General features: G+C 72.3%; 13 protein-coding genes. 4 read left to right on the top strand and 9 right to left on the bottom strand.

Annotated features, from left to right (window positions below; all coding sequences use genetic code 11):
• Positions 1–106: 106 nt before the first annotated feature.
• Complete coding sequence (locus ACIP9H_RS30020) at positions 107–613, top strand: GNAT family N-acetyltransferase (RefSeq protein ID WP_401596649.1); 507 nt, start codon at positions 107–109, stop codon at positions 611–613.
• Between the two features lie 83 nt (positions 614–696).
• On the opposite strand, the gene ACIP9H_RS30015 is transcribed toward ACIP9H_RS30020, so the two are convergent.
• The 7 genes from ACIP9H_RS30015 to ACIP9H_RS29985 all read right to left on the bottom strand — a co-directional run bounded on the left by ACIP9H_RS30015 (position 697) and on the right by ACIP9H_RS29985 (position 8809).
• On the bottom strand, positions 697–1485 hold the full coding sequence (locus tag ACIP9H_RS30015) for a hypothetical protein (RefSeq protein WP_401961830.1): 789 nt from the start codon (positions 1483–1485) through the stop codon (positions 697–699).
• A gap of 123 nt (positions 1486–1608) precedes the next feature.
• Positions 1609–3165 carry a type IV secretory system conjugative DNA transfer family protein gene (locus ACIP9H_RS30010; RefSeq protein ID WP_401596645.1) on the bottom strand — a complete coding sequence of 519 codons (1557 nt, stop codon included), beginning with the start codon at positions 3163–3165 and terminating at the stop codon, positions 1609–1611.
• Between the two features lie 14 nt (positions 3166–3179).
• On the bottom strand, positions 3180–4562 hold the full coding sequence (locus ACIP9H_RS30005) for an ATP-binding protein (RefSeq protein ID WP_401961840.1): 1383 nt from the start codon (positions 4560–4562) through the stop codon (positions 3180–3182).
• A 155-nt stretch (positions 4563–4717) separates the two neighbouring features.
• Positions 4718–6268, bottom strand: coding sequence for an SCO6880 family protein (locus ACIP9H_RS30000; RefSeq protein ID WP_401596643.1), 1551 nt, complete (start codon positions 6266–6268; stop codon positions 4718–4720).
• Positions 6265–7557, bottom strand: a complete 1293-nt coding sequence (locus tag ACIP9H_RS29995; protein WP_401961827.1) for a hypothetical protein — start codon at positions 7555–7557, stop codon at positions 6265–6267. The genes ACIP9H_RS30000 and ACIP9H_RS29995 overlap by 4 nt, the downstream gene beginning before the upstream one ends.
• Positions 7547–8368, bottom strand: a complete 822-nt coding sequence (locus ACIP9H_RS29990; RefSeq protein ID WP_401596637.1) for a hypothetical protein — start codon at positions 8366–8368, stop codon at positions 7547–7549. The genes ACIP9H_RS29995 and ACIP9H_RS29990 overlap by 11 nt, the downstream gene beginning before the upstream one ends.
• Before the next feature lie 132 nt (positions 8369–8500).
• Entirely contained in the window at positions 8501–8809 is a 309-nt protein-coding gene (locus tag ACIP9H_RS29985; RefSeq protein WP_319140882.1) for a hypothetical protein, read from the bottom strand.
• 400 nt (positions 8810–9209) lie between these two features.
• On the opposite strand from ACIP9H_RS29985, the gene ACIP9H_RS29980 reads away from it, so the two are divergent.
• Positions 9210–10151 carry a bifunctional lytic transglycosylase/C40 family peptidase gene (locus ACIP9H_RS29980; protein ID WP_360910365.1) on the top strand — a complete coding sequence of 314 codons (942 nt, stop codon included), beginning with the start codon at positions 9210–9212 and terminating at the stop codon, positions 10149–10151.
• A gap of 194 nt (positions 10152–10345) precedes the next feature.
• A complete protein-coding gene (locus ACIP9H_RS29975) occupies positions 10346–11044 on the top strand; it encodes a phosphatase PAP2 family protein (protein ID WP_401596634.1) in 699 nt (232 codons plus the stop codon).
• Positions 11045–11084: 40 nt separating this feature from the next.
• On the opposite strand, the gene ACIP9H_RS29970 is transcribed toward ACIP9H_RS29975, so the two are convergent.
• Both ACIP9H_RS29970 and ACIP9H_RS29965 read right to left on the bottom strand, forming a co-directional pair.
• Complete coding sequence (locus tag ACIP9H_RS29970; protein ID WP_401596631.1) at positions 11085–12662, bottom strand: FAD-binding oxidoreductase; 1578 nt, start codon at positions 12660–12662, stop codon at positions 11085–11087.
• 109 nt (positions 12663–12771) lie between these two features.
• Entirely contained in the window at positions 12772–12924 is a 153-nt protein-coding gene (locus tag ACIP9H_RS29965; RefSeq protein ID WP_401596628.1) for a hypothetical protein, read from the bottom strand.
• A gap of 107 nt (positions 12925–13031) precedes the next feature.
• On the opposite strand from ACIP9H_RS29965, the gene ACIP9H_RS29960 reads away from it, so the two are divergent.
• A complete protein-coding gene (locus ACIP9H_RS29960) occupies positions 13032–13886 on the top strand; it encodes a hypothetical protein (RefSeq protein WP_401596625.1) in 855 nt (284 codons plus the stop codon).
• Positions 13887–13894 lie beyond the last annotated feature (8 nt).

Genomic DNA, 13894 nt, shown 5'->3' with positions numbered 1-13894 from the left:
TGCAGGGGGGACCCTGTGGGAGAGTAGGACGCCGCCGAACAATTCTTCAGCCTCAACCCCCGAGCTCATGCTCGGGGGTTGAGGCTTTTTTGCGTACCATCACGCCATGACGAACTATGCGATACGAGCCTCCCGTCCCGATGAATGGCGTGCCCAGCGGGCACTGCGGCTGGAAGCACTCAAGGACCCCGTGAGTGCGGTGGCGTTCGTCAGCACCTACGAGACCGAGGCGGGTTTCCCGGACGAGGTGTGGCAGGAACGGGCGCGGACGCAGTCGTTCATCGCGGAGAACGAGGCCGGCGAGCGGGTGGCGAATGTCGCGGTGCTCGTCGAGACCGGCGCCGAATACGACGTGCCGCAGACGCATCTGGTCGGGGTGTACGTACGGCCGGAGTTCAGGGGCGACGGGCCGGCCGCGGACTTGCTCGGGGCCGCCGTCGCATGGTCGTGGGGACTGCCGGAGGTGCGGCGGGTGCGGCTGTGGGTGCACGAGGACAACCACCGTGCACAGGCCTTCTACAAGCGGCTCGGATTCGTCAGGACCGGGCGGACGATGGCGTTCCCGCTGGACGAGTCCCGCACCGAGTACGAGATGGCGCTGGACCGCCCGTAGCGGCGGGACGCGGGACGCGGGCCGCGGAGCTGAAGGTGCCGCAGTCCGCGACCCGCTGTCGTCGATGTGCGGGGGTGTGCGGGTCAGCGCACGTCGACGTAGTCCGCGGCGGAGGCCGTCGCTCCCGTGGTGGGCGTGCCGCCGAAGTACCAGCGCCAGGAACCGTCGACAGAGGCCTTGACGGTCGTCTTCAGGGCGCCCTTGGTGCCGGTCTTCACGGTCTTGACGGTGGTGTAGGCGGTGGCGCCCTTCTTGAGGAACTGGAGCCTGACCGGCTGGGCGACGTAGCCCGTGGTCGAGTGCTTCACCCAGTCGGCACGGACGAGGCTGCCGGTGACGGTGATGGTCGCGCCCTTCTTCACCGGCTCGGGCGCGGCGTTGACCGTGGCCTTCGCCTGGCGCTTGACCTGCACGCTGCCCGCGACCGTCCGGTACTCCTGGGCGGCGAGCGTGCCGTTGGACTTGAAGAGGCGTATGGAGGCGCCGATCTTCCAGGTCGTGGCGTCGTTGTCGGAGTCCAGGCGGTACCGGGGTTCGATGTAGAGCTCACCCTTGCAGTTCCATGCACGGGTGCCGTCCTCGAGGCAGTCCTCGAAGTTCGAGTAGATCCCTCCGGCCTTGGCGCCCTTGTCGGCGGTGGTGCCGTGGTAGAGGAAGAGAACGACGGCGTAGCGCTCCGGATGTGCCGTGCTGTATCCGGCAGGGAGGGTGAAGTGGTACGACGTGGAGGGTGTCACCACCTGCGAGGTGCCCACCACGATCGGCTTGCCGCCGTTGACGACGGCCTTGGAGACGGTGACGCCGGTCGCCGCGGCCTGCGCCGCCGGCGCGGTGAACGCCGCCAGGGCTACCGCACCCGCAAGTACGGCCATGCCGGCTGTTCTGCCCGATCTCATGCACACCTCGATGTTGTCGTCGCGAACCCGGGTCCTCCTCGCATGCGCGGGGGACGGGCGGGACGCTATCAACGGGCGTGCGGCGAACGGCGGCCGGCCCTACGGCAGCAGGACCGCGTCCGGGATCTCGTCGAGGAGGGCCGGGGGCTGGGGGCCGAGGACGAGGCGGGCATCGGCGCGCTGCCAGACGGGGGAGCGCCAGGGGTCGCGGGCCTGCTCGGGGGAGCGGAGCACGGCCAGGGTGGGGAGGCCGCCGGCTGCGCCCGTGGCGAGGAGGTCCGGGAGTTCCGGGATCGGTGCCAGGGCGGCGACGTCGTCGAGGACGAGGGTGAGTGGTGGGTCGAGCCGACCGGCGGGTGACTTCGCGGCCATGCGCCGGCCGTGCTCGACCACGCTCGAGACGAGTGCGGTGAGCAGCGGCATCGCACCCGGGTGGGTTCGCGGGTCCTCGTTGGGTTCGCCCACCACGTACAGCGTGCCCAGATCCGTCAGGAATGACTCCACGTCGAGCGAGTCGGCGCGGCCGGGATTGCACGCGTCCCTGATGTGCACGGAGTTGAGCGACTCCAGAGCGCGGTGGACGAGGGCCTGGGCGGCGTCGCGGCGGTCGGCGTGGGCGTGGAGCACGGACTCCAGCTCGCCGCTCCAGCCGGAGGCGGCCCGGGTGTGGGTGCGCAGGATGCGTACGGCGTCCTGGCCGTTGGTGCCGCCCGCCCAGCGGTGGACCTGGCGGAAGGGCTGGCCGTCCACGGCGGCGGCATGCAGCCAGCAGCGCAGCAGGGTCTCGGCCGCGTCGTACAGGGCCGCGTCGAGGCTCGCACGGGGGCGTACGGGGAACAGCAGGGCCCGGGAGCGGGTGACGGCCGTGGGGACGTCCTCGCAGCCCGTGTGGGGCGCCCAGCGCAGCCGGGCGGGGGTGTCGACGAGGTGGGCCGGGTCGAAGACGTGGACCGGGCCGAGCTTGGCGCGGTTGCCGACGGTTTGGCGGAAGGTGTCGGGGTCGGCGGTGGTGACGACGACCGGGCCCGCGGCGTTGAGGACGGCGGGCTGGACCAGGCGCTTGCCCTTGTCGCCGCGGTGCGTCGCGAAGGCGGCGTAGGTGCGGGTGAGTTCGCGGTCGACGGAGACCTCGGCGGCCGCGGGGGGCTCGGCGCGGACCGGCGCGGCATCCACGGGCAGGTTCACGGGCGGGTCCGGCGCGGGGGACGGGGCCGGTACCGGCGCCGTGACGGGTGCGGCGGCCGGGGAGCTCTGCGCGGGCACTGTCGCCGCCGCCTTGGCGGCGGCGCGGCGGGCCGCGTGCCGCAGCCGGGTGCGGGCGATGGCGCCCATGACGAAGACGGTGAGCACGAAGAGCACCATCAGCTGCCCGATGAAGACCCCCCAGAACAGGCCCGAGCCGGGCAGGCCCGCCAGGGGGGCGGGGGCCCAGGCGCCCGCGATGTCGTGGGGCTGGGCGATGAGGTGGCGCATGGCCAGGGGCGTCCGGGTGAAGTGGACGTCGGCCGGCCAGGCGCCGTGGGACAGGAAGCCGGCTATCCCGGTGCCCGTCCACACCAGGATCGTCATGCCGAGCAGGAAGCCGATCACGCCGAGGATGAGCCCGTCGGGGATCCCGCCCTCGCGCTCCTGGCCGCTGTGGTGCTGTCTCGCCATGGTCAGGCCACCGTTCAGGCCACCGCGTCGTCGGCCATGTGTTTGTCGAGGGAGACCCGTGGCTCGCCCTCGTCCGGGTCCTCGTCGTAGTCGACGGAGCCCTCGGTCATGGCGCGGTCGGTGTAGACGAGGGGGCGTTCGGACTCGGTGATGAGGTGCTTGACCACCTGGACGTTGCCGTTGACGTCCCAGACGGCGATGCCGGGGGTGAGCGTGGGGATGATCTCCACCGCCCAGCGGGGCAGGCCCAGCACCCGCCCGGTGGAGCGGGCCTCGTCGGCCTTCTGGGCGTAGATGGTGCGGGTGGAGGCCATCTTGAGGATGGCGGCGGCCTCCTTGGCGGCGGCACCGTCCACGACGTCGGAGAGGTGGTGGACGACGGCGACGAAGGACAGGCCGAGCCGGCGGCCGAACTTCAGCAGGCGCTGGAACAGCTGGGCCACGAAAGGGCTGTTGATGATGTGCCAGGCCTCCTCGACCAGGAAGATGCGCTTCTTCCGGTCGGGGCGGATCCAGGTGTGCTCCAGCCAGACGCCGACGATCGCCATGAGGATCGGCATCGCGATGGAGTTGCGGTCGATGTGGGACAGGTCGAAGACGATGAGCGGCGCGTCCAGGTCGATGCCGGCGGTCGTCGGGCCGTCGAACATGCCGCGCAGGTCGCCGTCGACGAGCCGGTCGAGCACCAGGGCGACGTCCAGGCCCCAGGCGCGGACGTCCTCCAGGTCGACGTTCATCGAGTCGGCGGAGTCCTCCATGGGGTGCCGCAGCCGCTCCACGATGTCGGTGAGGATCGGCTGGCGGTCCGTCACCGTCTCGTGCACGTAGGCGTGGGCCACCTTGAGCGCGAAGCCGGAACGTTCGTCCAGACCGCGGCCCATGGCGACCTCGATGATCGTACGGAGCAGGGCCAGCTGGCCCGTCGTGGCGATCGCGGGGTCGAGCGGGTTGAGCTTGATGCCGCCGTCGAGGGCGGCCAGCGGGTCGAGCCGGATGGGAGTTATTCCGAGGGCCTTGGCGATCAGGTTCCACTCGCCGACGCCGTCCTCGCCCTGGGCGTCCAGGACGACGACCTGGCGGTCGCGGAAGCGCAGCTGCCGCAGCACGTAGGTCTTCTCCAGCGCGGACTTGCCGTTGCCGGACTCGCCGAGCACCAGCCAGTGCGGGGCGGGCAGTTGCTGTCCGTACAGCTGGAAGGGGTCGTAGATGTACCCCTTGCCGGAGTAGACCTCGCGGCCGATGATCACGCCGGAGTCGCCGAGGCCGGGGGCCGCGGTCGGCAGGTAGACGGCCTGGGCCTGGCCGGTGGAGGTGCGGACGGGGAGGCGGGTGCTCTCCACCTTGCCGAAGAGGAAGCCGGTGAAGGCGTCGGTGATCGCTGCGAGGGGGTCCAGCATGGCCATGGGTGGAGCGCCTCCTCGGCGTCAGCGGTCGTCGTCGCGCCCGCGGCGCGGGCCTCGGCTCGGCATCGTTGTCCCTGTCGTCCTTCCCATTGGTCCCGCCCCTGCGGGCGGGGCGTCAAGCGCGCACGGGCGCATGGTCGTCCTCACGGCTACCGGCGGATGCCGGTCGCGAACGGAAGCGTGTTGACGAACGCCCGGTGGTGCTCGCGGTCGCACCACTCCACCTTGAGGTACGACTTGCCCGCGGCGGCGCGGATCGTGCGCTTGTCGCGGGCGAGTGCCTCGGGGGAGCGGGAGGAGACCGTGATGTAGCCGACCAGGTTGACGCCGGCGGCGCCGGAGGCGAGGTCTTCGCCGCGCTGGTCGATACGGCTGTGGTGGGCGATGTCGCGGGGGTCGACCACGCGGTTCATCTTGGCGGCCCGGCTGGCGTCGGCGTCGTCGTTGGTCTTCTCGGTGAGCATGCGCTCGATGGCGACGTCGGTGGGTTCCAGGTCCATGCAGACGGCGACCGTGCGGATCACGTCCGGGGTGTGGACGAGCAGCGGTGCAAGGAAGTTGACCCCGACCGGGGTGAGCGGCCACTCCTTGACCCACGCGGTGGAGTGGCACCAGGGGGCGCGGGTGACCGACTCGCGGGTCTTGGCCTGGAGGTACGTGGGCTCGGTGGCGTCCAGCTCGGCCGGCCAGGCGTTGCGGCGGGTCATCGCCTGGATGTGGTCGATCGGGTGGTCCGGGTCGTACATCGAGTGGATCAGGGACGCGAGCCGGGCCTGCCCCAGAGGCTGCCGGACGCGGATGTCCGCCTCGGTGAGCCGGGCGCAGATGTCGGTCAGCTCGCGGGCCATGACCGCGGCGATGCCCGCGTCCTTGTCGAGCCCCTTGCGGCCGGCGCCGGCGGCGCGCGCGATGGCGTTGCCCTCGGCGGCCAGTTCGCGGCTGTAGTGCATGCAGGCCACGAGGTAGGCGCGGTGCTGCTCGGAGGAGGTCGACACCATGGACTGCAGCTGCTCGTACGAGTCCTTCAGCCACTGCTCGGCGTGCTCGTCGCCGCGCTGCGCGACGTCCTTGGCGTGCGCGTCGGGGTCGGCGGGCAGCGTGCGGGCCAGCATCTGCAGCCGGGTGACGAAGCCGTCGCCGTTGGCCACGTGCTTGAGCAGCGTGCCGAACCGGTCGACCAGGGCCTCCTGGTCCTCGCTGTCGCGCAGGCCGACGCCGGGGCCCTCGATCTCGATGGCCGCGGTGACCGTGCGGCGGTCGACGTGCAGCAGGACCGCGATCTCGTCCGGGCCGAAGGGGGCCGACAGCCAGGTGATGCGCCCGATGCCGGGCGGCGGCCCGATCTCGACCTCGCGGCCGTCGAGCCGGGTGCCCGCCTCCAGGGCCGCGGAGCGGTAGGTCGGGGCGGAGCGCAGCGTCCGGCGGTAGGTGCGGTTGATCTCGAACCAGCGGTAGAAGGTGCGGCGCCGGTAGGGCATGTAGACGGCGGCGAAGGCCAGCAGCGGCCAGCCCGTCAGGCCCAGGATGCGCAGCGGCAGGATCGGGATGAGCAGACCGGACATCATGCCCAGGAAGGCCCCCGCGATGATCAGGGCGATCTCGCCCGTCTCGCGGTTCTTGCCCACGATGGCGTTGGGGCGGGCCTTGCCGATCAGATAGGTACGGCGCTGCTGCGGGGCGGCATAGGGCTGGGACGTCACCGGCTTTCGCCTCCTGCTGTGGTGCTCTTGCCGCCGTTGCCGCGGTCGGGGTTGGTCCGCGGGGACGGCGTGGGGGCCGGGGCGTTCGAGCCGCCGTTCCGGCTGCTGTGGGCGGCGATGCCGCTGGGCACGGTGTTGGCGGGCTGGCCTCCGCCGCCGCCCGTGGGCTGCTCCTGGCCGCCGCCGCGGGTGCTGTGGGTCTTGATGCCCTGCTTGACGAGCGCGGCCGGCGAGGAGATGACGGCTGCCGCCTGGGACTCGGAGCTCGCCTTGCGGTTGCTGCGCAGGCTGGCCACGTCGTCACCGAAACCGGGGACGAAGCGGTAGATCATCGCGCTGGCGAAGATGGCCAGCAGGATGATGGCCAGGCCCGACACGACGGCGCCGAAGGCGGTGGGCCCGTCGGAACCGCTGAGCGCGCCCGCCAGGCCCAGCACGATCACGATGACCGGCTTCACCAGGATCACCGCGATCATGATCCCGGCCCAGCGGCGCACGTGGTGCCACATGTTCTTGTCGACCAGGCCGGAGTACACCGCGGTGCCGAGCAGGGCGCCGACGTACAGCAGGGCGGCCCGGATCACCAGTTCCAGCCACAGGACGCCGGCGGCGAGCACGGAGACCAGCGAGACCACGATCAGCATGATCGGGCCGCCGCCGATGTCGGAGCCCTTGGTGAGGGCGTCCGTGAACGACCCGAAGAACGCATCGGTGTTGGCGGCCGTGCCGGAGGCGATGACCTCGGTGATCCCGTCCGTGGCGGACACCACGGTGTAGAGGATCAGCGGGGTGAACGCGGAGGCGATGACGGTCAGCCACAGGAAGCCGACGGCCTCCGTCAGCGCCTCGGTCAGCGGCACGCCGCGCACGGCGCGCTTGGCGACAGCCAGCAGCCACAGCAGCAGCGTGAGGAACGTGGACGCGGCGAAGACGACCGCGTACTGGGTCAGGAACGCCTTGTTGGTGAAGTCCACGGCGGCGGTCTTGGTGACCGCCTTCGACAGGCCGTCGATGACCCACGCGGCGGCGTCGGCGCAGCCCTTGGCGAGCGAGGACAGGGGGTCGAGCGGATCGACGACGGAGGGGGTGTGGCCGCCAGAACCGTCGCCGTTCTCGCAGTAGTCGCGTGCCTGGCCCACGATGTAGTCGCAGGCGCTCTTGGTGCCGCTGGGGCTGGGCGTCGGCGAGGGGGCGGCCGCGGCACGGGAGGCGGCCAGGACGAGCGCGGTCTGGGCGACCGTGACCACGGCCGTGACGGACAGCGCACGGCGGAGGCGGCTACCGGGCATAGGTGAAACCTCCGTATCCCTCGACCGCGTTGGCGATCTCGTCCGCGCTCGCCGCCCGGTTGTCGCCGTTGACCGGGGCGGGGCCTTCCTTCTGGCCCGACGACTCGATCTTCCAGTCCCCGTCGGCCCAGGTGAGTTGCTCGGTGATGGTGAACCACGTCTGGGTCACCGGCTTCGTCGATCCCTCACCGGCCAGGCCGACCAGTCCGGTGCACCACACCTCCACGGTGGCGCTGCCGCCGGAGAGTTCCGTCACCCTGGAACCCACGGGGATCGTGCGGGAGACGAAGGTGTAGCCGTCCGGGACGCTGCCGTCCTCGTTGAGGCCCACGTTCTGCAGGAAGTTCGGCGAGTACGCCCGGTCCAGGTCGGCCTGGAGACGGCCGACGACGTCCGGGGCGTGGATCGCCGCGACGATCGCGTGGCGCCGGTCCGCGGTGAACATGCCGTCGGAGCCGAGCGCCACCGCGTAGTTGGCCGCGGCGGACTGCGCGCCCTGGTCGGTACGGGAGTACCCCGTGGGGATGCCCGCGGACTTGCCGTCGACCGGGCGGGTGCCGGTCGCGGCGGTGGGCTGGGGGGCGGTGCCGCCGCCCGCGGCGCGGTTGCCGTTGCCGGAGCCCGCGGTTTCCCCGCCGTGGTCGCCGCCGCGGTTGACGAAGGCGATCGCGGCGATGAGGAGGACGACGACGCCGACGACGGTGACGAGGCTGCGCCCGGAGCGCGCGGGGCGGCGCGCCGGGACGCCGGTGCCGGCCGTGGACTCGGGGAGCCGGGTGCGCGTGGGCGGGCCGTCCGGGCCGAGGCTCATCGGGGGCTCGCCCCCTTGGGGATCGTCGGGTGAGTGGGCATCAGTACGCAGCCTCGGGTGGGGAACGGGGCCGGGACGGGCCCCTTGGGGACAGTGCGCAGGGGACGGGGCGGGGAGCCCGGAGCGCGGTCGCTAGACCGCCATCCCGTAGACGATGGTGAACAGGGTGCCGAGGGAGCCGATGATGAACACGCCGGTGAGTCCGGCGATGATCAGGCCCTTGCCCTGTTCGGCACTGAAGGTGTCGCGGAGCGCGGTCGCTCCGATGCGCTGTTTCGCGGCGCCCCAGATCGCGATGGCGAGACAGAGCAGAATCGCTACTGCCATCACCACCTCGATCATCACGCGCGCTTCGTTCCCCAGGGAGCCGAACGGCCCCCAGTCCGGGGCGATACCACCAATGATGGTGTTGATGTCGCCCTTGTCGGCCGCCAGGAACATGAGAACTCACCACCACGCTAGATCAGTTGGCATCCTCGCCGGGGCGCAAGGAGCCAAGGTCTATCTTGGCGGAGGATGTCGCCGTCGTATGTCGACTCAGCGACTTTCTCAGCCGATTCCCTCGTGTGATCCGGGCCGCAGCCGTCAAAATGGTCGCAGCGGCGTGCGAGCCGGTGTTCGATGGGACTTAGTTGACTACTCTGTGTATCACGGTGGTGAGCGGAGGGCAACGATTGGCGGCGCGCTGCCCGGGGATGCTTCCGGGGGCCTGGCGCTCCGTCACCTTCCGTGCCGGGCAGGCTGAGCAGGCGAGCACACGGAGAGGGTGGGGCGGGTGACGGCGGCGGGTCGTTCGGCGCGCAAGGCCTGGTGGCTGGCGGGGGTGGTCGGCGGGCTGTTCATGTCGTTCGTGACGCTGCTCGTCGTCGGCACGTACTTGGTGGCGGCCAACCTGGCGGGCGGCGGCGGGGGCGCGGTGGCGCTCGCCAAGGGGGCCGTGCCCGCGGCCTACCAGGGCATCGTGCAGAAGTGGGGGAATCTGTGCGACGCCATCAACCCGGCGCTGCTGGCGGCCCAGCTGTACCAGGAGAGCGGCTGGAACCCGCAGGCGCGCAGCCAGGCGCAGGCGCAGGGCATCGCGCAGTTCATCCCCGGGACGTGGGCCACGCACGGTGTGGACGGCGACGGTGACGGCGACCGCGACGTCTGGGACCCGCGGGACGCGATCCCGTCGGCGGCGTCGTACGACTGCGAACTGGCGCAGTACGTGAAGGACGTCCCGGGCGATCCGACGGAGAACATGCTCGCCGCGTACAACGCGGGCGCGTACCGGGTGATCCAGGCCGGCGGGGTACCGCGCATCCGCGAGACGCAGAACTACGTGCGGATCATCACCACGCTGGAGAAGAGCTTCGCGGCGCCGGTCGGCGCGGTCGCGCCCTCCCGGCAGGCGGCGGGTGCCATCTACTACGCGCAGGAGAAGCTGGGCACGCCCTACCTGTGGGGTGGCAACGGCACGGCGGACCAGGGCGGGCGCTTCGACTGCTCGGGTCTGACGAAGGCGGCGTACGAGTCGGTCGGCATCGAGCTGCCGCGCGTGGCCAACGACCAGTGGAACGCCGGGCCGCACCCGAAGCGCGACGAGCTGCTCCCGGGGGACCTGGTCTTCTTCGCCAACGACCTGACCGACCCGCGCTCGATCCACCACGTCGGGATCTACGTCGGCGGCGGGTACATGATCAACGCCCCGTACACGGGCGCGGTCATCCGCTTCGACAAGATCGACAGCCCGGACTACATCGGCGCGACGCGGGTGACGGCGGCGGGCGCGGCGGCGGTCTGACGGCCGGTCGCGGCCGCGGCACGGGCAGGCCCCGCCGCGGCCGGGCGGGTCTCCCTTCGGTAACGTCCTGGTGATCATCCGGTGGAGACCGGAACGCCGCGTACCGTGCGGCTCGTTGGACGGGGGACAATGGCACTCCCGGCCTCGTGTCGTCTGTGTGCGGGGGTGCCGCGGAGACAGTTAGGGGTGCACCGGTGGCTGCGCTTTCACTGGACGGCTCCAACCCGGATGTCAGCCTGCTCCGTGACATCAACGGGCTCGCGAAGCACGCGCCGCGCTGGCTGGACCGCGCCGTGGAGGTCGTGGGCGAGTACGGACTCCTGCTGCTCATGGTGCTGGTCGCCGGATGGTGCTGGTGGCGGGTGGCGCGCCGCGGCGGTGCCGAGGCCCCGGCGGCGGTGGCGGGCGTGGTCTGGGCCGCGCTCGCGGGGGGCGTGTCGGTGCTGCTGAACGTCCCGCTGCGCAACTTCGTGGACCGGCCGCGCCCGTTCGTCGAGCACCAGGGCCTGGACGTGCTCGTCAGGAGCCGGGTCCACTTCTCCTTCGTCAGCGACCACGCGGCCGTGACGATGGCGGTGGCCGTCGGGCTCTTCCTGGTCAGCCGCAAGTGGGGGCTGGCCGCCGTCGGGATCGCGCTCGCCGAGGGCTTCAGCCGGGTCTACATGGGCGTGCACTACCCCACCGACGTGCTGGGCGGCTTCGCCCTCGGCACGGCCGTCGCGCTGCTCTTCGCACCCCTCGCGCTGGCCCTGCTGACGCCGCTGGCGTCCGCTGTGGCCGCTTCCCGGGCGGGGGTGCTCGTCCGGGTGCCCCAGCCGGCCGGGAAGGCCGCGGCGCGGCGCGGGGAGCCGTTCCCGGAGCCCACGGCCGCCGACAGGGATCTGGCGGCCTGAGGGCTCCCACGGGTTTCCCCGCGCCGGGCGGGCGCGAGCGCTACAGGGCCTGCTGGAAGGCGAACAGCCGCGTGGGGTCGTAGCGGGTCTTCAGCCGGGTGAGCTTGTCGGCGGCGGAGCCGTAGTAGGCGGTGCGCCAGTCGGCCAGCGTGGGGTCGGTGTAGTTCTGGTAGGCCGCGCCCGAGGCGTACCGGCGCATCGCGCTGTGCAGGCCGTCGAGCCACTGGGTGGTGCCGGGGGTCTCGATGTACTGCGCGAGGAAGCGCGAGCGGCGGTGCACGAAGGCCGTGGCGGTCGGGGAGACCCGGTTGACGGCGCCGCCGAGCGCCGTGAGCGAGACGCTGCCGGCGCCCGAGCGCAGCGCGCCGACCTGGGAGAGCAGCGTCTGGATGCCGGCCTCCGTCAGGGAGCGGTCGTAGAAGTCCGAGCGCGCGGTGTACGTCTCGCGGCCGAGGCGGCCGGAGGGGCTGCGGCCCGGGGTCGTCCCGGGCAGATGGCACTGGGCGGTGCTCAGGTCCGAGCAGCCCGCGTACGCGAGCGTCGCGTCGAGGTAGGGCCGCGGGTGGAGGGAGACGCTGCTCGCGGGGGCGCCGACGCTGTCGGCGAGCCGGTCGACGGCGTTGGCGAGCTCCGTGCGGGAGGTGATACCGACGGTGGCGATGCTGATCTTCGGGGAGCCGGAGCCGGACTTGTCCAGGTGCAGCGCGGACCAGATCTGGTCGGGCTGCGTGGGGCCCCACTCCTGCCAGGCGCGGATGACCGCGGCGGCCTTGCTCCACGACCAGGTCAGGTAGCCGGTGACGACCTGGGGTGCGGCCTGGGTGGTGAACGTCAGGTTCGTGACGACGCCGAACTGGCCGCCGCCCGCGCCGCGCAGGGCCCAGAAGAGTTCGGGGTTCTCGTCGGCGCTGCAGCGCAGCACCCGTCCGCCCGCGGTGACGATCTCCGCGGAGGTGAGGCTGTCGCAGGTCAGACCGTAGGCCCGGCTGATGACGCCGTGGCCGCCGCCGAGGGTGAGGCCGGAGATGCCGACCGTCGGGCAGGAGCCGGCGGGCAGGGTGCGGCCCGCGGCGCCGAGCTTGGTGTAGACGTCGATCAGCTTGGCGCCGGCGCCGATGGTGGCGGACGAGCCGGAGCGGGTGATCTTCGCGAGGGACGAGACGTCCAGGACGAGCCTGCCCTTGCCGCCCGAGTAGCCGGCGTAGGAGTGGCCGCCGTTGCGGATCGAGACGGGGACGCCCGTGCGGCGGGCGAAGTCCAGGCACTCCCGGATGTCCTCGGTGCCGGCGACGTAGGCGACCGCGGCGGGGCGCTGCCCGTCGAAGCGCGTGTTGTACAGCAGCCGGGCGGTGGCGTAGTCGGCGTCGTCGGGGCGGACGAGCCGGCCGTCGAGGGAGTGCGCGAGCGCTTTCCAGTCCGGCGGGACGGTCGCTGCGGCGCTGGTGGCGGCGGGCGGTCCGCTCGCGGCGGTGGGCGTTCCCGTCCCCGTGGACGCGGCACTGGGTATTCGGCTGCCGGCGGCCGCCGGGTGGCCGGATCCTGCGGGATCGCAGGCCGCGCTCAGCCAGGTCGCGGCGGTGATGCCGGCGCCCCCGCGGATGAGTGCTCGTCGGTTCAACGTGGGCGCCCTCTCGCTTCGGAACCCTTGTGGTTCCTCCTGACATGACGGCGGCGGGTGCATGTCGGTTGCGAGGCGTACGACACACCGGCGGGGAGAGCGCCGGCGCTCAGGACCCGGCGTGCTCGGCGGCGTCGCGCCGGGCGCGTTCGCGGGCTCTGCGGGAGGGGCCGCGCCATCCGCACGTGCAGGTGGCGAAGGAGAAGGCGCCCTTCTCCTTGGTCGTCGCACGGTGCGCTGGAGGGGGTTCGCTGGGGGGCACGGATCAAAGCTACCGGCCGTGACGCGGTGCCCTGACCCTCGTTATGCCGCTTGGCGAGTGAGCCGAAGGGGTCCTGGACGGCGGCACGGTGCAGGGGGTAGGCGCAGATGGGTCAGGTCAGCAGGGCGACCGCCGCGGCCGTGGGACTCGGGATGTGCGCGGCAGCACTCACGGGATGCTCCGGCAGCGGCGAGGCCGTGGAGGTGGGCGGCGCGCCCCGGGACACGGACCGGGCGCTGCGGCAGGCGGCCGACGCACTGGTCCGGGCCGGCAGCTCGAAGGTCCGTACGACGATGGAGACCGCCAGCGGCGGCACCAAGGTGACCATCACCGGCACCGGGAGCTTCGACTACGCCGCGCGGCACGGCAGCCTGCGGCTCGTCCTGCCGCCGGATGCCGCGGGCGACGCGGAGCACGCGCCGGTCACGGAGCTGCTGACCCCCGGGGCCCTCTACATGAAGAACCGGGGCGAGGGCGTGCCCGCCGACAAGTGGGTGTGGGTGGACACCACGCGGCTGCCGGACGGCAACCTCGTCACCGGCGGCGCCACCGATCCGCTGGTCGCCGCGGAGTTGCTGCGCGGCGCGCGCGAGGTGCGCATGGTGGGCCTGGAGACGCTGGACGGCACGCGGGTGCGGCACTACCGGGGGGTGACCGACATCGTGCGGGCCGCCGACGCCGCCTCGGCGCAGGCCCGCGGCGCGCTGCGGGCGGCGGCGGGCGGCTTCTCCGTGACGCGGGTCCCCTTCGACGCCTACCTGGACGACGCCGGGGTGCTGCGCAAGGTCCGGCAGCGCTTCACCTTCGCCAATCCCGGGGTCGCGGGCGGCCAGAGCGCCCCGGCCGCGGTCACGGTGGTCTCGACCACCGCGCTGTACGCTTTCGGGGCGCCGGTGCGGGTAGTGCTGCCGCGCGCGACCGACATCTACACCGGAAAGATCGTTTCTGCGGCCGGCTCCTAGAACCTTGT

This window comes from Streptomyces sp. NPDC088732, from assembly GCF_044751205.1.
In the GTDB taxonomy this organism is placed as follows: domain Bacteria; phylum Actinomycetota; class Actinomycetes; order Streptomycetales; family Streptomycetaceae; genus Actinacidiphila.
The sequence above is the reverse complement of the archived record's forward strand: the minus strand, read 5'-3'. Positions and strand labels throughout refer to the sequence as shown.

Bases quoted from the DNA above. Each gene is read 5' to 3' on its own strand.
- ACIP9H_RS30020 (WP_401596649.1), top strand. From the start codon at position 107: ATGACGAACTATGCGATACGAGCCTCCCGTCCCGATGAATGGCGTGCC.
- ACIP9H_RS30015 (WP_401961830.1), bottom strand. From the start codon at position 1,485: ATGGCCGTACTTGCGGGTGCGGTAGCCCTGGCGGCGTTCACCGCGCCG.
- ACIP9H_RS30010 (WP_401596645.1), bottom strand. From the start codon at position 3,165: ATGGCGAGACAGCACCACAGCGGCCAGGAGCGCGAGGGCGGGATCCCC.
- ACIP9H_RS30005 (WP_401961840.1), bottom strand. From the start codon at position 4,562: ATGCTGGACCCCCTCGCAGCGATCACCGACGCCTTCACCGGCTTCCTC.
- ACIP9H_RS29995 (WP_401961827.1), bottom strand. From the start codon at position 7,557: ATGCCCGGTAGCCGCCTCCGCCGTGCGCTGTCCGTCACGGCCGTGGTC.
- ACIP9H_RS29990 (WP_401596637.1), bottom strand. From the start codon at position 8,368: ATGAGCCTCGGCCCGGACGGCCCGCCCACGCGCACCCGGCTCCCCGAG.
- ACIP9H_RS29985 (WP_319140882.1), bottom strand. From the start codon at position 8,809: ATGTTCCTGGCGGCCGACAAGGGCGACATCAACACCATCATTGGTGGT.
- ACIP9H_RS29980 (WP_360910365.1), top strand. From the start codon at position 9,210: ATGTCGTTCGTGACGCTGCTCGTCGTCGGCACGTACTTGGTGGCGGCC.
- ACIP9H_RS29960 (WP_401596625.1), top strand. From the start codon at position 13,032: ATGGGTCAGGTCAGCAGGGCGACCGCCGCGGCCGTGGGACTCGGGATG.